Annotated in this window: 16 protein-coding genes; 7 read left to right on the top strand and 9 right to left on the bottom strand. The window is 64.9% G+C overall.

The window, feature by feature from the left end:
- Positions 1-71: 71 nt before the first annotated feature.
- From ACE10W_RS28345 to ACE10W_RS28320, 6 genes are all read right to left on the bottom strand, one after another.
- Complete coding sequence (locus tag ACE10W_RS28345) at positions 72-371, bottom strand: copper-binding protein (protein ID WP_011088933.1); 300 nt, start codon at positions 369-371, stop codon at positions 72-74.
- A 136-nt stretch (positions 372-507) separates the two neighbouring features.
- Positions 508-1,122, bottom strand: coding sequence for a hypothetical protein (locus ACE10W_RS28340; protein ID WP_271552131.1), 615 nt, complete (start codon positions 1,120-1,122; stop codon positions 508-510).
- On the bottom strand, positions 1,119-1,967 hold the full coding sequence (locus ACE10W_RS28335; RefSeq protein WP_110116823.1) for an ABC transporter permease: 849 nt from the start codon (positions 1,965-1,967) through the stop codon (positions 1,119-1,121). The genes ACE10W_RS28340 and ACE10W_RS28335 overlap by 4 nt, the downstream gene beginning before the upstream one ends.
- Positions 1,964-2,773: an ABC transporter ATP-binding protein gene (locus ACE10W_RS28330; protein ID WP_271611944.1), complete on the bottom strand. Its 810-nt coding sequence runs from the start codon at positions 2,771-2,773 to the stop codon at positions 1,964-1,966. Before ACE10W_RS28330 ends, ACE10W_RS28335 begins: the two co-directional genes overlap by 4 nt.
- Positions 2,770-3,738, bottom strand: coding sequence for a YVTN family beta-propeller repeat protein (locus ACE10W_RS28325; protein WP_028174379.1), 969 nt, complete (start codon positions 3,736-3,738; stop codon positions 2,770-2,772). Before ACE10W_RS28325 ends, ACE10W_RS28330 begins: the two co-directional genes overlap by 4 nt.
- Positions 3,739-3,929: 191 nt before the next feature.
- Complete coding sequence (locus ACE10W_RS28320) at positions 3,930-5,111, bottom strand: ABC transporter substrate-binding protein (RefSeq protein WP_271552132.1); 1,182 nt, start codon at positions 5,109-5,111, stop codon at positions 3,930-3,932.
- 59 nt (positions 5,112-5,170) lie between these two features.
- On the opposite strand from ACE10W_RS28320, the gene ACE10W_RS28315 reads away from it, so the two are divergent.
- Positions 5,171-5,740 (top strand): DUF3280 domain-containing protein, encoded by a 570-nt coding sequence (locus tag ACE10W_RS28315; protein ID WP_271552133.1) that lies wholly within the window; start codon positions 5,171-5,173, stop codon positions 5,738-5,740.
- Positions 5,741-5,789: 49 nt separating this feature from the next.
- Here ACE10W_RS28315 and fghA read toward each other — a convergent pair whose 3' ends face one another.
- Positions 5,790-6,635, bottom strand: coding sequence for an S-formylglutathione hydrolase (fghA, locus tag ACE10W_RS28310; protein WP_271552134.1), 846 nt, complete (start codon positions 6,633-6,635; stop codon positions 5,790-5,792).
- A 77-nt stretch (positions 6,636-6,712) separates the two neighbouring features.
- Complete coding sequence (locus ACE10W_RS28305; protein WP_027546488.1) at positions 6,713-7,333, bottom strand: response regulator transcription factor; 621 nt, start codon at positions 7,331-7,333, stop codon at positions 6,713-6,715.
- 209 nt (positions 7,334-7,542) lie between these two features.
- On the opposite strand from ACE10W_RS28305, the gene ACE10W_RS28300 reads away from it, so the two are divergent.
- The 4 genes from ACE10W_RS28300 to ACE10W_RS28285 all read left to right on the top strand — a co-directional run bounded on the left by ACE10W_RS28300 (position 7,543) and on the right by ACE10W_RS28285 (position 12,180).
- A complete protein-coding gene (locus ACE10W_RS28300) occupies positions 7,543-8,901 on the top strand; it encodes a histidine kinase (RefSeq protein WP_271552135.1) in 1,359 nt (452 codons plus the stop codon).
- A gap of 148 nt (positions 8,902-9,049) precedes the next feature.
- Positions 9,050-11,524 carry a TonB-dependent receptor gene (locus ACE10W_RS28295; RefSeq protein ID WP_271552136.1) on the top strand — a complete coding sequence of 825 codons (2,475 nt, stop codon included), beginning with the start codon at positions 9,050-9,052 and terminating at the stop codon, positions 11,522-11,524.
- Between the two features lie 126 nt (positions 11,525-11,650).
- On the top strand, positions 11,651-11,950 hold the full coding sequence (locus ACE10W_RS28290; RefSeq protein ID WP_028174385.1) for a hypothetical protein: 300 nt from the start codon (positions 11,651-11,653) through the stop codon (positions 11,948-11,950).
- The gene (locus ACE10W_RS28285) at positions 11,947-12,180 is read left to right on the top strand and encodes a hypothetical protein (RefSeq protein ID WP_027546492.1); all 234 of its coding nucleotides are present in this window, start codon (positions 11,947-11,949) and stop codon (positions 12,178-12,180) included. The genes ACE10W_RS28290 and ACE10W_RS28285 overlap by 4 nt, the downstream gene beginning before the upstream one ends.
- 84 nt (positions 12,181-12,264) lie before the next feature.
- Here the strand turns inward: ACE10W_RS28285 and ACE10W_RS28280 are convergent, their stop codons facing one another.
- Positions 12,265-13,140 (bottom strand): LysR family transcriptional regulator, encoded by an 876-nt coding sequence (locus ACE10W_RS28280; protein ID WP_271552137.1) that lies wholly within the window; start codon positions 13,138-13,140, stop codon positions 12,265-12,267.
- 104 nt (positions 13,141-13,244) lie between these two features.
- Between ACE10W_RS28280 and ACE10W_RS28275 the strand changes: the two genes are divergently transcribed.
- Both ACE10W_RS28275 and ACE10W_RS28270 read left to right on the top strand, forming a co-directional pair.
- Complete coding sequence (locus ACE10W_RS28275; RefSeq protein ID WP_028174386.1) at positions 13,245-14,318, top strand: alkene reductase; 1,074 nt, start codon at positions 13,245-13,247, stop codon at positions 14,316-14,318.
- A 72-nt stretch (positions 14,319-14,390) separates the two neighbouring features.
- Positions 14,391-15,308, top strand: a complete 918-nt coding sequence (locus ACE10W_RS28270; protein ID WP_271552138.1) for an SDR family NAD(P)-dependent oxidoreductase — start codon at positions 14,391-14,393, stop codon at positions 15,306-15,308.
- Positions 15,309-15,355 lie beyond the last annotated feature (47 nt).

Raw genomic sequence — 15,355 nt, 5'->3', positions numbered from 1 at the left:
CATCCACGTTCTTCGCGCTGTGGGCGAGGCGTGGATGGCCGGGACAAGCCCGGCCATGACGCCGTGGAGGCCTACTGCTTCTGCAGCTTGGTCAGCGTCCCCGTGCCGTTATTGTCGGTCGCAGAGTAGTTCACCCTGTCGCCGGCATGGACGGCATCCAGCATCGCGGCATCCTTGGCCTTGTACTCCTGGAGCATGCCGGCGCCGCCTGCGCTCCCGCCGACCGTTCCCTTCTGCGTCTGCTGGATCGAGATCGTCCCGTTGAGACGGTCGATCCTGGTGACCATTCCGGTCATGTCGTCAGCAAAAGCGCTGGATGCGAGCACGCTGAGGACCGCAGCGCCTGCGAGGATGAATCTGGTGGTTCCCATCGAGGCCTCCGGGCATTTCGAGATTCACATCGACAAGACATCCTAGAGCGATTTGGTTCCGGCAGATAGCGCGGCAAAGGTTAATAGTCGCAATGAGATCGCGGGAACTTCTGCGGAGCCGTCAGCGAGGTTGACGCTATTCCATTTCCTGCTGGATCACACGGCCGAGCGCGAACAGGCGCTGGTCGATCGCGGTCGGAACCTCGCAGACGAACCGCACCACCTTGTGGCGGTCCTCGAAAATGCGGGTCTTCCAGACCAGCTCGTTGCTGAGCGCCTCGACCTTGGCCTCGTCGCGCGGTGTCGCGCCCTGGAGTGCCTGGAGCTGAATTGTCTCGTCGCGGATCTTGTCGGCGGCGTCGCGCTGCTTGCGGCTGACTCGTTCGAGCCCGTTCATGACCTGCGAGCGCTGGGCGTTGAGGGTGTCGAACAGGCCGGCGAAGAGGAGCTTTGCGTTCGCGGTCTTGTCAGCGGCGGAGCCGGCCAGGAATTCCTTCACCGATTTCTCGGCCTCGTCCAGCGGCGTCTTGCGCGCCGACAGTTTTGAGACCAGCGCGCTGATCTTGGCATCGTCCTTCCACTTGGTCTGGACATCGTCGAGCGCCGGGCCGGCCCAGACGGCGGCGAGCGAGATCTCCGGCACTTTCGCCTGCGTGCAGGGCCAGTCCGGATAGCGCGGATCGGCCGCGCGCGCGGCCGTGCTCGCGGCGGCGAGCGCCAGAACGGCCATGGTCACGGTCCGAGCCTTCATCCTTCGCCTCCCGCAGGGCCCCGTCGCGCCAGCCCGCGCGAGGGATCATAGGCCAGAATCGCGCCGATCATGAAGACGATTGTGCAGGTCGCAACCACCGCCAGCGAGATCCAGTTGATTTGCCCGTAGAGCGCAAAACGGATCAGCTCGACCGCATGGGTGAACGGATTGGCCTCACAGAGATAGTACAGATAAGGGCTGCCCTCCTGCACCCGCCAGAGCGGGTAGAGTGCGGAGGAGGCGAAGAACATCGGGAAAATCACGAAGTTCATCACGCCGGCGAAGTTTTCCAGCTGCTTGATGCCGGACGAGATCAGCATGCCGAGCGAACCCAGCATCAATCCGGACAGGATCAGCGCGGGCAGCACGGTGAAGTAGCCGGATGATGGCGGCGTGATGTCCCAGAACCAGGCGATCAAGAGGAACGCATAGACCTGGAGCAGCGACACCGCGGTGCCCGCCAGCAGCTTGCAGAACAGCAGGAAGCCGCGCGGCAGCGGACTCACCAGCAGCGTGCGCATATTGCCCATCTCGCGGTCATAGACCATCGAGAGCGAGGACTGCATGCCGTTGAAGAGCTGGATCATCGCCATCAGCCCCGGCGCGATATAGACCTCGTAGAGGATGTAGGTCTCGTAGGGCGGGATGATGGAGATGCCGAGCACCTGGCGGAAGCCGGCCGCGAAGATGAAGAGCCACACCAGGGGGCGCACCAGCGCCGAGACGAAGCGTTCGCGCTGATGCAGGAAGCGCAAGCCCTCGCGCCAGACGATGCCGGTGAGGCAAGTCATGTACTCTTGGAACGAGAAGCCGCGCGGCGCCTCGCGCGTGGTGATGCTGCTCATACGCCGCCTCCCGGCACTACTTGCGCGCCGGTCAGGCGCATGAAGGCGGTGTTGACGTCCTGTGCGCCGGCTTCGGTGACGACGCGGCTCATCGGCCCCTGCGCCAGCACCTTGCCCTGGTGCAGCACCACGAGGTCGTCCCCGGCCATGATCTCGTCGAACAGATGCGTGGCCCAGAGCACGCCGATGCCTTGCTCGGTGACGAGCTGGCGGACGTGGCTGATGATATCGGTGCGCGCCTTGACGTCGAGGCCGACGGTCGGCTCGTCCAGCAGCAACAGGCGCGGCCGGTGCAGCAGCGCGCGTGCGATCTCCAGCCGCCGCATCTGGCCGCCGGAGAGATCGCGCACCTTGCTGCCGGCGCGCTCGGAGAGGCCGATGCGGCCGAGCAGTTCGGCGCTGCGCGCGGCCGCCTCGCGGCGGCTGATGCCGTGCAGCGCGGCGTGATAGAGCAGGTTCTGCGTCAGCGACAGGTCGAGATCGAGCGTGCGCGGCTGGAACACGACGCCGAGCAGCCGCAGCGCCTCGCCGGGGCTCTTGCTGACGTCATGACCGAAGATGCCGACGCGGCCGGACTGGATGCCGAACAGCCGCGTGATGAGCGAGAACAGCGTGCTCTTGCCGGCGCCGTTGAGGCCGAGCAATGCGGTGAAGCTCGCGGGCTGCACGTTGAAGGAGACGTCCATCAACGCCCGGCGCGGGCCGTAGGCATGGCTGACGCCGTCGACCGACAGCGCCGGCACCGCCGCCGGATCTAGCTTCGGCGCGCTGTCGCGCGGCTCGGCGATGGAGGCGGGACTGGTCATGGCGCGATCGCGATGCCCCAGGGCAGTTCGCCCACCTGAATGGTCTTGATCACCTTCTGCGCGGCGACGTCGATCACGGAAACATCGTTCGACACGCCGTTGGTGGTGAGCAGGTATTTTTCGTCCGGCGTGAACGCCATGTGCCAGACCCGCTGCCCGACCAGCAGGTATTTCGTCACCTTCCGCGTCGCGACATCGACCACGGCGATACGGTTGGCGGGGCCGAGCGCGACGAAGGCGGTCTTGTCGTCCCTGGTCATGCCGATGCCGACCGGCTGGATGGCCTCTTTCCGCAGGCCCGGAATCTCGAACGTGACCTTGCCGATCACCTCGTGCTTCCCGGGATCGATAATCGAGACAGTGCCGCCGATCTCCGAGGACACCCACAATTCGGAAGCGTCGTGCTTGAACTCCGCAAAGCGCGGCCGCGCGTCGACCAGCACGTTGGCGACGATCTGGCGCGAGGCGGTGTCGATGAAATGCGCCATGTTGGTCGTCTCGGACGTGTTGATCAGCGTCTTGCCGTCGGGGCTGATGGTCATGCCCTCGGGCTCGACGCCGACCTGGATGTCGCCGAGGCGGGCGCGCTTCTCGAGATCGATCACGGTCACCGTGTTGTCGTTCTCGTTGGCGACATAGAGGATCTTGCCGGCGGCATCCTGGGCGAACAATTCGGGATCTGGGCCGGAGGGCAGGCTGTCCACCACGCTTTGCGTCTTGGCGTCGATCACCTGGATGGTGTCGTCGTCGCCGACCGCGACCATCACGAACTTGCCGTCGCGCGTGAAGTCGATGCCGCGCGGGCGCTGGCCGACCTTGATGGTCTTGGTCACGGTCCAGCTGTCGGTATCGATCACCGAGACCGTGTTGCTCTTCTCGTTCGAGACATAGGCGATGTAGGCGTGCGCGGGCGCGGTCATGAGCGCCAGTCCGGAGAGAAGCCCAACACGCCACATGCGCGACATTCCGCTGCGGATTGGTTTCACCTCCCCCGCTTGCGGGGGAGGTCGCATCGCATCGATAGATGCGATGCGGGTGGGGGCTCGCTCCTCTTGGGGGCTCTCGTGCGCGGAGACACCCCCACCCCAACCCTCCCCCGCAAGCGGGAGAGGGGGCGCAGCGTCGTTGCGGCGAGGGCTCGATCTCATCACATCGCTCACTTCAATTTGCATTTGCTCTCCGGACGGTCGTAGCCGAGCGTATCGAGCTCGGAGACCTGGTGCAGAAAACCTTCCTGCGGCGACACCGACACCACCATGCGGCCGTCGACCAGCAGGATCGGCTGGCGCAGCTGGAGATTCCAGTCGCGCAGCGTCAGCCGCGTGCCCTTGAAGGCGGCGACCGAAAAATCCGGCCCCTTGATGAAATCTGCGACCTTTTTCACATCGCCGGAATTGGTGCGCGAGGTGGCTTCGCCGATCATCCGCACAGCCGTCCACGCTTGCATGTCGAGCGCCGTCATCCGCCGCGAGTTCAGCTTGATGAAGCGGTTCTGCATCTGGATTGCGCCCCACTGGTCCTGCGCGGCGTCCCAGCTGCGCGGCACGAGGCCCGCCGAGCCGGCGACGGGCCGCGGATCCCAGGTGCGGTAGGGCAGATAGGCGCCGAACACCTCGCTCTCGTCGGCGGCGACCAGCACGTCGTAGCTAGGGGCCTGCTGCGTGAACACCGGCATCTGGCGCTGGATCAGCGTCACGCCCGAGTCGGTGCGGCGCGCTCCGCCGGCATCTTCAAAGGTGCGCTCCTGCACGATCTTGGCGCCGAATCGTGTGGCCGTGCGCCTCAGCGCATCGGCGAACAGCTTGTCCTCGTCACGCGAGCCGACCACGAGCAGCCAGCGCTTCCACTGCTTCCACACCAGATACTGGCCGAGCGCGTCTGCCAGCATCGCGCGCGTCGGCGCGGTGTGGATGACATTGGCGCGGCAATCGGCCTCGCGCAGCCGCTCGTCGATCGCCCCGGCGTTGAACAGCAGCGTGCCGCGCTCGCGCAGGGCGTCGGCCACTTTCAGCAGCGCATCCGCCGGCAGATCGGCGATGATGAAGCCGTTCTTCTCGGCGAGCGCGGTCGCGGCCGGCACCGCGTCCTCGCCTTCCCTGATGCGGCGCTCTTCCAGCGCAAAGCGCTGGCCCAGGAATTTTCCGGTGGTGTTGTTGTCCTCGATGGCGAGGCGTGCGCCGGCGACGCCGTCATTCTCCGCGGGCTGCTCGACCAGCGACAGCGTCGATCTGGTGCCGGCGAGTCCGAGATAGCCGACGCCGATCATGACAGGGTCGGCCGCGAACGCGCTCGTCGCAGCAAGACCTAAGCCGATCAGGCCGACCAACCATCGGATCATGTTTCCTCCAGGCGTTCTCCCCGGCTTGACCGCCGATGGAGAATTGTCTCTGTTAAAGCATGACCGATTTGTCAGGGCATGCAACCCCGCATTTCGTCCTCGCGACGCGAGGCGGCGGAATCACGATCATGCGAGCGCTGCTATGTTTCGCCGCTTTGCTGTTGACGGGCTCAGTCGCGCTCGCCGATCCGCCGAAGCTCGCCGTGTTCGACTTCGAGCTGATCGACACCAGCCTGCCCGGCGAGTTCTACGGCTCCAAGCCCGAGCTGGTACGGCTGGATCACATCAGCGAGCAGCTGCGGAAGGAGCTGGCTGATTCAGGCCGGTTCCAGGTGCTCGACATCGCGCCGGTCAGGGACGCCGCCCGTCACGCCAACTTACAGGCCTGCGGCGGCTGCGACCTCAAGCTCGCCGGGCAGCTGGGTGCCGACCTGGAGATCACCGGCATGGTGCAGAAGGTCTCGAACCTGATCATCAACCTCAACATCTACCTGCGCGACGTGAAGACCGGCAACATGATCACGGTGGCGAGCGCCGACATGCGCGGCAACACCGACGAATCCTGGACCCGCACGATGAGCTATCTGATCCGCAACCGGTTGCTGGCGCCGAATTACGGCAAGCCATGAGATCTTCGCCTCTCCCCGCGTGCGGGGAGAGGGGGAGGAGAAAGCGAGCTCACCCGTTCAATCTCTCCGCATGCCAGTTGAGATGATCGCCCATGAACGTCGAGATGAAATAATAGCTGTGGTCGTAGCCCGCCTGCCGCCGCAGCGTCAGCGGGATGCTCGCTTTGCTGCAGGCGGCTTGCAGCAGCTCCGGCTTGAGCTGCTCCTTCAGGAAGTTGTCGGCATCGCCGACATCGACCAGGAAGCCCGAGTATTTCGCGCCATCCTCGATCAGCGCCACGGTGTCGTGGCTGCGCCAGTTGTCCTTGTTGGGCCCGAGATAGCCGGTCAGGGCCTTGATGCCCCAGGGCACCTGCGACGGCGCCACGATCGGCGCGAACGCGCTCGCCGCGCGATAGCGGTGCGGGTTGCGTAGCGCCACCGTCAGCGCGCCGTGGCCGCCCATCGAATGGCCCATCACCGACTGCCGCCTGGCATCGACCGGAAAGTTCTCGGCGACCAGCTTCGGCAGCTCGTCGGTGACATAGCTCCACATCCGATAGTTGCGCGCAAACGGCTCCTGCGTCGCGTCGACATAGAAGCCGGCCCCGAGGCCGAAATCATAGGAATTGTTGGGATCGCCCGGCACGTCCGGCCCGCGCGGTGAGGTGTCGGGCGCGACGAAGATCAGGCCGAGCTCGGCGCAGGCCTTGCGGAATTCACCCTTCTCGGTGACGTTGGCATGCGTGCAGGTGAGACCCGACAGATACCAGACCACGGGAAGCTTTGCGCCGTCCGCATGCGGGGGAACGTAGACCGAGAACACCATGTCGGTTCCGGTCGCCTGGCTCGCATGGCGGTATACGCCCTGCACGCCGCCGCAGGATTTATTGGTCGAGACAGTCTGAATCGTCATGCCCTAACTCCAGTGGCACTTAACCACATCAACATTGCAACGCTTGTGTGACCGAATTTGTGGCGGCTGCCCGCGCGTCAAGCGACGCCGCTGTCGATCGCCAGCCGCACCAGCTCGACCGAGGTCTTGACCCCGAGCTTCTGGCGCATGATCGACGAGGTGTTGGCGACCGTCTTGTAGGACGACTGCACCAGCCAGGCGATCTCGGACAGGCTCTTTCCGGCGCTGAGCAGCCGCAGGATCTCCATCTCGCGCGCGTTCAGCTTGGACAGCGGGCTTTGCGCCAGTGCCGGCCCGGCGAAGGCGATGCTGCGCGCGATCGCGCTCGGAAGATAAGTGCCGCCGCTTCCGACGGTGCGGATCGCCTCGACGAGATCGTCGGGGTCGCCGGTCTTGGAGACGTAGCCCTTGGCGCCGCATTCGATCGCGCGGGCGGCGAAAGCGGGGTCGTCGTTCATGCTGAACATGATGATGCGGGCCTCGGGCGCGCGCTCGAGGATGCGGCGCGCCAGCTCGAAGCCGGAGACGGTCGGCAGGTTGATGTCGATGACGCAGAGGTCGGGGCGCTCGACAATGAAGACGCACTCGCCGTCTTCGGCGTCGGCGGCCTCCAGGATCTCGATCTCGCCCTCGTCGGCCAGCACGGCACGGCAGCCGGAGGCGACAATGGGATGATCGTCGACGATCAGAATGCGCATAGGCGTTCCCCGCGACAGCGCGTTCCCTGTGACTGGACTTGCCTGTTTTGCGCCGCATGATACCGACAGGAGAGCCACGCGCGTCTCATGTCGCCTCATGCAACCCGGCCGGGATTGCTGTACGCTTTCGATTAGATATCGGGCGCTTCGCCTCTGTCAACGTCATCGGACAGGTGCGGGCCAAGCTTCGCGAGGCACAGGCGACACCAATGTGGCAAAATCTATCCTTGCGCGCGCGCATCAACCTGCTGCTGGCGCTCTTGCTGGCGCTGGGGCTCGCCGTCAACATCGGCCGCCAGGTCACGGAGGCGGGGCCGCGGGTGCAGGCCGAGGACCAGAGCGTGATCCGGCTCGCGCGCGAGTTCATCGAGATGATCGTGGCGGACCTGAACGAGGCGCCCGATCCGGATGCGAGGCTGAACCAGATCGCGCGCGATCTCAGCCGGCTGCGTCATGTCAGCATCGCGCTTCATGATTCCGGCGGGAACCCGCTGACGCCGCCCCGGCCCGACGCCGATGACGACACGCGCGGGCCGCCGGCCTGGTTCGTCAGCCTGGTTCATCCCGAGCAGACCGCGGTCAGCGTGCCCGTCTCGATCCATGGCAAGCCCGGCTCGCTGCGGATCACCTCGCATCCGGACGACGAGATCGCCGAGATATGGGACGGCATCGTGACCCAGCTCGAGGTCGGCTCGGTGATCGCGCTCGCGCTGTTCCTGGTGATGATGACGGTGGTCGGGCGGGCGCTGGCGCCGCTCCAGTCGCTGGCGGAGGCGATGACCGAGCTCGAGGGCGGGCACTATGAGGCGCGCGTCGCGCCGGGTGGCGCGCCCGAGCTCGCCGCGATCTGCACCAAGCTCAACCATCTTGCGGTAACGCTCGGTGAGGCGGTCGAGGACAAGCGGCGGCTCGCCGAGCGCGCGGTGTCGCTCCAGGACGTGGAGCGCAAGGAGATCGCGCGCGAGCTGCATGACGAGTTCGGGCCGTATCTGTTTTCGCTGCGCGCGCATGCCAGCGCGCTGGCGAAACAGGCGGATGGACGCGCGCCGAGCGCGGACGCCGTGCGAAAACACGGCAGCGCCATGCTGGAACAGATCAACGCGCTCCAGCAATTCACCCGCCGCGTGCTGGAGCGGCTGCGGCCCGTCGGCCTCGCCGAGCTTGGCCTCGGCCAGGCACTCGAATCGCTGTCGCGGCTGTGGCGGGAGTCGCATCCCGACGTCACGATCCAGACCACGATCGCGTCCGGGCTCGGGGCGACCGGAGAGACCGCCGACCTCACCATCTACCGCGTCGTGCAGGAAGCGCTCACCAACGTGTTCCGTCATGCCGGCGCGACCACGGTCAATGTCGTCATCGAGCCGGCGGAGCAGCTCACGCGCGATGGCCGCTTCTGTGCCCTGGTGCGGGTTAGCGACAATGGCCGCGGCATGGAGCCAGGCCAGAAGCTCGGCTTCGGCCTCGTCGGCATGCGCGAGCGGATTCTGGCGCTGGGCGGCACGCTCAACGTCGTCTCCGGCGACGGCGGCCTGACCGTCGAGGCGCTGGTGCCGACGGCGGCGGCCTGATCGGGAAAAATTCCCGATTTGGTCGGGAAAACGGGCGCGGATATTGCCCGATCTTTTGTGGCTGGCGCGTGAGCTGCTGCCGAATACACTCGTCTCGACCAAACGGCGAAAATCAAAACAGCCCGTGGTCACGGATGGGAAGGCTGGGATGGTCAAGCGTCTTTGGTTCAAGCGTCATTTGTTGATGGCTTCGGTTTCGACAGGGCTGCTGTCGGGGGTGGTCGTTGCGGGCCCTGCCGGGGCTGCGCAGGATGAGGAGACCAACGTTCAGAACCTGCCGCCGGTCGAGGTGACGGCGCCGCCGCCCGCGACGACAAGGCGCAACGTGCCGTCGCGGCCGGTGGCGCAAGCAGGAGCATCGTCGTCGAGCAGCCCCAAGACGCGCATCTACGTCTACCCGACCGCGCCGGGCACCGGCAGGGGTCTCGATGTCGACAAGGTTCCGTCGGCCATCAACGCCGTCGATGCCAACCAGATCAAGCGGACCGGCTCGCTCAACGTCACCGACGCGCTGCGCGACAACATCGCCGGCGTAAATATCACCGAAGTCACCGGCAATCCGTTTCAGCCGGATGTCGAATTCCGCGGCTTCGTTGCCTCGCCTGTGACGGGCACGCCGCAGGGCCTTGCCGTGTACCAGAACGGCGTCCGCATCAACGAAGCCTTCTCGGACGCGGTCAACTGGGACCTGATCCCGACCGCCGCGATCAGGTCGGTGACGCTGGTGACCAACAATCCCGCCTTCGGCCTCAACGCGCTCGGCGGGGCCCTCAATCTGCAGATGAAGGACGGCTTCACCTATCAGGGGGCCGAGCTCGACGTCATGGGCGGCTCGTTCGGCCGCATCCAGGGCTCGGCGCAATGGGGCAAGCAGGTCGACAAGAATTACGGCGTCTACGCCGCGCTCGAAGGCCTGCACGACAACGGCTTCCGCAATTTCTCCCAATCGGACGTGCGTCGCTTCTACGGCGATGTCGGCTACAAGGCCGGCGACAGCGAATTCCACGCCAACATGGGCATCGCCAAGAACGATTTCGGGGCCAGCGCCACCGTTCCGGCCGAGCTGCTCGACAAGTATTGGGGCGCGACCTACACGACGCCGCAGACCACAAGCAACCGCGTCGGCTATCTCAATTTCACCGGAAAGGTCGATGCGACGCCGACCTGGACGCTGGAAGGCACCGCGCATCTGCGCAGATACGAGCAGAAGCTGGTCGACGGCAACCCGACCGATGTGCAGGAATGCGGTGCGGATCCAACGCTGCTTTGCTTCGGCAATGACACCACGCCCGCGAACGGTACCAACGGTGTGCAGCTCGCCAATCCTTTTGCGCCGGGAACGATCCTCGGCGAGATCGACCGCAGCTCGATACGGTCGACCAGCTTCGGCGTGTCGGGGCAGGCCACCAACACCGATCAACTGTTCGGGCACGACAACCGCTTCGTGATGGGCACAAGCTACGACGCCAGTGTCACGCGCTACAATGCGACCGCCGAGATCGGCACGATGGGAGAAAACTACGTCGTCAGCGGTAGCGGCCTCTTCCTGGGACCGACAGGCGTACCTGACACCGTCGCAGGTCCGGTCTCGCTGCGGACCGTCAATCAATATAACGGCCTCTACGCGATGGACACGTTCAACGTCACGGATGCGCTCGCCATCACCGGCGGCGGCCGCTTCAACGTGGCGCGCATCACGCTGGAGGATCAGCTCGGCACCAGTCTCAACGGCGATCACACCTTCACCCGCTTCAATCCGGTGATCGGCGGCACCTACAAGATCACGCCCGAGCTGACCGCCTATGCCGGCTATTCCGAGGCCAATCGCGTGCCCACGCCGCTCGAGCTCGGCTGCGCCGACCCGGTCCGGCCCTGCCTGCTCGCGGCGTTTCTGGTTTCGGACCCGCCGCTGAAGCAAGTCGTGTCCAAGACCGTGGAGGCCGGCTTCCGCGGTACCAAGGAGCTGAACATCGGTACGCTCGGATGGAAAGTCGGTGCGTTCCGCGCCACCAACTACGACGACATCGTCGCCGTTCCCGCAGTGGGGCGCACCGGCTTCGGCTATTTCACCAATGTCGGCAGGACGCGGCGTCAGGGGCTCGAGGCCGAGGTCAACATCAAATCGCCCACGCTCCAGTTCCAGGCGAGCTATGCGTTCGTCGACGCACGCTATCTCGACGCTTTCGAGCTCGGCTCCGAAAGTCCGTTCAGGGATCCCGTGACCGAGACCATCCAGGTCCTGCCCGGCGACCAGATTCCCGCGATCCCGCGCCACCGGGTCAAGGTCGGCATCGACTACAACGTCACCGACGTCTGGAAAGTCGGGGGCAATGCGCTGTTCGTCTCGAGCCAGTATTTCGTCGGCGACGAGTCCAACCAGTATTCGAAGCTGCCGTCCTACACGGTGTTCAATCTCCACACCTCGTACCAGGTCGCGAAGAACATCCAGCTCTATGGCAAGGTCGACAACATCTTCGACAAGCGTTACGCGACCTACGGACAGTTCTTCGACCGCGAAGCCTTGCCCAACTTCACCAATGGCGGCGCAGAATTCACCGACCCGCGCTCGCTGAGCCCGGCAAGGCCGCGCGCGTTCTATGCGGGGATGCGGGTGACATTCTGAGTTCGGCGGATCGACCTTTCGCCAGGCTCGTCATGGGGTGTCGGCACCGACCTGTTCTACCTTAGGCCGATTGACACGATGTTCATGATTTGTTCTTATGCTGGCCGTCCAGCCAGGGAGCGAGCCATGGACAACCGCATCAGTGAAATCCGTAGAGTTATCAGAGCGTTACGTGTCAGCATGCGTGAGGCTGAAGCGATCATGCATGAACAGATCAACCGGGACGAGGACTGCACTTTCGTGGCCCACGAGGTCATGAAGATGCGCACGGTGATGAGCGGGCTCGTCCAGGAGCGAGCCGCCCTTGGTGACACCGACCCGATTGTCGTCGCCAGCCTCTTCATTCCCCGCCGGCGGCCGACGCCGCCGCGCGTCCATGCCGAGAAGCGCCGTCTTGTCCCGCCGCGAGAGGTGGCACGGGCATGAAGGGGGAGAGGCCGACCTACTTCTCCGACATGCAGGAGCCGCCGGAATTCCTGAAGGCGCTCGATCATGCGCGGCGCCTGTCTTGCTACGAAGGTTGGTGCCGGATGCACATCGAGGCCATCCAGGTCGCGATCGATCAATACGCGGAGGCCGCTCTCGGCAATCGGGAGTTCTTCCTCAACAAGCCGCACAGCATCGGCGGGAGTCGCAAGGCCGGCGACGTGCCGTGACATCGTGGATTCGCTTGGGCCTCAATCTTTCGCAAGCGTGAACTCGACGCGCGATCTGCAGACGGGAGGTTGGAGCGGCACGATCTACCCCCGGCTCAGCCGTTCGCGCAGAAACTCGATGAAGCGCTGCGTCTTGGCGGGGAGCAGTCTGGTCTCGGTCACGGCGTAGATGGTCATGGGCAAGCCCTGCCATTGCGGTAGAATGCGGCGCAGCCGGCCGGATGCGACTTCGTCGGCGACGATTTCCTGCGGCGTGAAAGCAATGCCCATGTCGAGCGTCGCGAGGCGGCGGAGCATGCCAACGCTGTTGAGGTGGAAACGGCCGGCAATTTCGGCTTCGACCGTTTGCGTTCCGTTGTGCAGCGTCCATGTGCTCACCCTCGTCTGACAGAGACATTGATGGCGTGCAAGATCGGCCGGTTCGCGCGGCTCGCCGTTGAGTTCGAGATAGCGCGGCGAGGCGTAGAGATTGCCGTGCAGGCGGGCGAGCGGCCGTGCGATCATGTGGGACGCCGCGGATTCTCCGATGCGGATCGCCAGATCGTACGGCTCGGAAACCAGATCGACGCGCCGCGGCGTCAGGTCGAATTCGAAATCGATACCGGGATAATGCTGCGCGAATTCGGTGATCAGCGGGGCCAGATAGGTGTTGGCGAAGTCCACCGGCAGTGAGACGCGCAGCAGTCCGCTCGGCCGCGCCAGCATCTCGCCGAGTTGCTCGTGCGCCAGTCGCGCCTCGTCGACGATGCGCTTGCAGCGCTCGAAATAGAGCTGGCCGGCTTCGGTCAATTCGACCCTGCGCGTCGTCCGGTTCAGCAGGCGCAACCCGATTTCCTTCTCGAGCAGGCTGATCCGTCGCGACAGGGTCGAGTTGGGCATGTCGAGCGTCGCGGCTGCGCCTCGGAAACTCCTGGCCTTCACGACCTCCACGAAGAGCGCCATGTCGTTCAACAGCTCCATGTCATTATCCCATATATGGATCAATCTGATCCATTATACGGTATTTATTCCATTAGGTGGAGGGTCCATCTCCCTTCTCAGTCGTCTTCGAGAAGGAACCCGCCATGAACTCGCTATTCAGTCCCGTCCGCATCGGTGGACTTGAGCTTTCGAACCGCTTGGTCATGGCGCCTATGACGCGGTCGCGCGCCGATGCCGATGGCGTTCCCGGCGGCCTCGCCGCCGAATATTACGCGCAGCGCGCCGGGGTTGGACTGATCGTCACCGAGGGTACGCAGCCATCCGATGACGGGCAGGGCTACATGACAACGCCGGGCATCTACACGCCCGCACATGTCGCCGGCTGGCGCAAGGTTACGGACGCCGTCCACGGCAAGGGCGGCCATATCTTCATCCAGCTCATGCATGCCGGACGCATGTCGCATCCAGATAACACGCCGCATCACCGGCAGGGTGTGGCCCCGTCCGCGATCGCGCCTGATACGCCGATCTTCACGCCGAAGGGCATGCAGGATATCCCGCAGCCGCGGTCGCTCGCGACCGATGACGTGCGCCGGACCGTCGCCGACTTCCGCGACGCCGCGCGCCACGCCATTGCGGCGGGGGCTGACGGCGTCGAGATCCATGGCGCCAATGGATATCTGGTGCAGCAGTTCATTGCGCCGAGCGCGAACACAAGAACCGACGCATATGGCGGCTCCATCGAAAATCGCGCACGTTTCGCCATCGAGGTGGCCACCGCCATCGCCGGGGAGATCGGCGCGGACAGGACGGCGATCCGCCTGTCGCCTGGCATCACGATGTGGGGCATCGATGAAGGCGCCGAAGGACCGGATCTTTATCGCCATCTGGTCGGCGAGCTCGACAAGCTCTCGCTCGCCTACCTTCACATCATGCATCAGGGCGACGAGCGCCTTCTGGCCGATCTGCGCAGGCTGTGGCGCGGCAAGCTGATCGTGAACAGGCCGGGGCGTCCGCGCGATCGCATCGGCTCCGACGTCGCTGCGGGACTGGCCGATCTGGAAGCATATGGCCAGATGATCCTGGCAAATCCCGATTTCATCGCGCGCCTGAAATCCGGCGCGCTCCTGAACGAGGCCGATCGCACGACGTTCTTCGGCGGCACCGCCCGCGGGTACACCGACTATCCCGCATTGGACGCGATTGCGGCCGTCTGAGTCATCGATCCTGCACCGCATTCGTGGTGCGGCGGCTGTTCTTCATCAATGCTTGCGGAAGGCAGACCTGCAATGAAACGCGTGGAATTGGACAAGAGCCAGAATGTCACTCCGCCGCCGCTCGAAAGCCTCCGGCTCAACGGACTGAATGTCGCGGTGATCGGTGGCACCGGCGGCATCGGTCGCGCGCTCAGTCATCAATTTGCGGCGAAGGGCGCGAATGTCCTGGTCGTCGGTCAGACTTTCCGCGATCAGGAGGTGCCGCGCATCACGTTCTTGAGGGCCAATTTGAGCTCGATGCGGGATGCGAGGCGGATCGGCGCCGAGCTGCCCGCCGGAAACATCGACATCGTCGTCTTCACGACCGGCATCATGGCCGGCCCCAAACGCGAGGTGACACCCGAAGGCATCGAACGCGATCTTGCCGTCAGCTATTTGAGCCGCCTCGTCATCCTGAACGAGATCGCACCGCGTATCGGCAAGGACCGGACGAGGACCGACCTGAGGCCCCGCATCTTCGTCATGGGATTTCCGGGCACAGAGCAGAAGGCCGATGTCGACGACCTCAACTCGGAACAAGGTTACAGGCGCTTCTCCGCACACTCGAACACCGTGTCCGGAAACGAGGTGCTTGTCCTTCAGGCCGCCAGGCGTTTTCCCGACGTCGATGTCTTCGGCCTCAACCCCGGCTTCGTCAGGACCAACATCCGCGCCAATCTGCTCGGGTCGCGCGCGCTTGTCGCCGTCGTGGAATGGCTGACCAGCTTCATGATGATCGAGCCGGATACATACGCCGCGCGGCTGGTCCCGCTATTGGTGTCGCGCGACCTCGATGGCCGCAGCGGCGCGATGTTCAACAACAGGGCGGAGGCCATCCTGCCGAGCCCGACAGCCAGCGAGCCGTCCTATGCGGCCGCCCTCATGGGGGCGGCCGACCGTTTGGTCAGCCGCGCGTTGGCCGGCCGGGCAGGTGAGGGAGCGGGGACATGACCGGCGTGCGTCTTTGGCTCTGACTGCCGCATGCCGCGCGCGGGTAA

Origin of the sequence: Bradyrhizobium sp. B025, from assembly GCF_042257955.1 — a bacterium.
Lineage (GTDB): Bacteria > Pseudomonadota > Alphaproteobacteria > Rhizobiales > Xanthobacteraceae > Bradyrhizobium > Bradyrhizobium diazoefficiens.
Note: the sequence above shows the minus strand (reverse complement) of the source record. Positions and strands in the feature narration are given on the sequence as shown.

Excerpts from the sequence above, each read along its gene's own strand:
- ACE10W_RS28345 (WP_011088933.1), bottom strand. The coding sequence starts at position 371 with ATGGGAACCACCAGATTCATCCTCGCAGGCGCTGCGGTCCTCAGCGTG.
- ACE10W_RS28340 (WP_271552131.1), bottom strand. The coding sequence starts at position 1,122 with ATGAAGGCTCGGACCGTGACCATGGCCGTTCTGGCGCTCGCCGCCGCG.
- ACE10W_RS28335 (WP_110116823.1), bottom strand. The coding sequence starts at position 1,967 with ATGAGCAGCATCACCACGCGCGAGGCGCCGCGCGGCTTCTCGTTCCAA.
- ACE10W_RS28330 (WP_271611944.1), bottom strand. The coding sequence starts at position 2,773 with ATGACCAGTCCCGCCTCCATCGCCGAGCCGCGCGACAGCGCGCCGAAG.
- ACE10W_RS28325 (WP_028174379.1), bottom strand. The coding sequence starts at position 3,738 with ATGTCGCGCATGTGGCGTGTTGGGCTTCTCTCCGGACTGGCGCTCATG.
- ACE10W_RS28320 (WP_271552132.1), bottom strand. The coding sequence starts at position 5,111 with ATGATCCGATGGTTGGTCGGCCTGATCGGCTTAGGTCTTGCTGCGACG.
- ACE10W_RS28315 (WP_271552133.1), top strand. The coding sequence starts at position 5,171 with ATGACCGATTTGTCAGGGCATGCAACCCCGCATTTCGTCCTCGCGACG.
- fghA (WP_271552134.1), bottom strand. The coding sequence starts at position 6,635 with ATGACGATTCAGACTGTCTCGACCAATAAATCCTGCGGCGGCGTGCAG.
- ACE10W_RS28305 (WP_027546488.1), bottom strand. The coding sequence starts at position 7,333 with ATGCGCATTCTGATCGTCGACGATCATCCCATTGTCGCCTCCGGCTGC.
- ACE10W_RS28300 (WP_271552135.1), top strand. The coding sequence starts at position 7,543 with ATGTGGCAAAATCTATCCTTGCGCGCGCGCATCAACCTGCTGCTGGCG.
- ACE10W_RS28295 (WP_271552136.1), top strand. The coding sequence starts at position 9,050 with ATGGTCAAGCGTCTTTGGTTCAAGCGTCATTTGTTGATGGCTTCGGTT.
- ACE10W_RS28290 (WP_028174385.1), top strand. The coding sequence starts at position 11,651 with ATGGACAACCGCATCAGTGAAATCCGTAGAGTTATCAGAGCGTTACGT.
- ACE10W_RS28285 (WP_027546492.1), top strand. The coding sequence starts at position 11,947 with ATGAAGGGGGAGAGGCCGACCTACTTCTCCGACATGCAGGAGCCGCCG.
- ACE10W_RS28280 (WP_271552137.1), bottom strand. The coding sequence starts at position 13,140 with ATGGAGCTGTTGAACGACATGGCGCTCTTCGTGGAGGTCGTGAAGGCC.
- ACE10W_RS28275 (WP_028174386.1), top strand. The coding sequence starts at position 13,245 with ATGAACTCGCTATTCAGTCCCGTCCGCATCGGTGGACTTGAGCTTTCG.
- ACE10W_RS28270 (WP_271552138.1), top strand. The coding sequence starts at position 14,391 with ATGAAACGCGTGGAATTGGACAAGAGCCAGAATGTCACTCCGCCGCCG.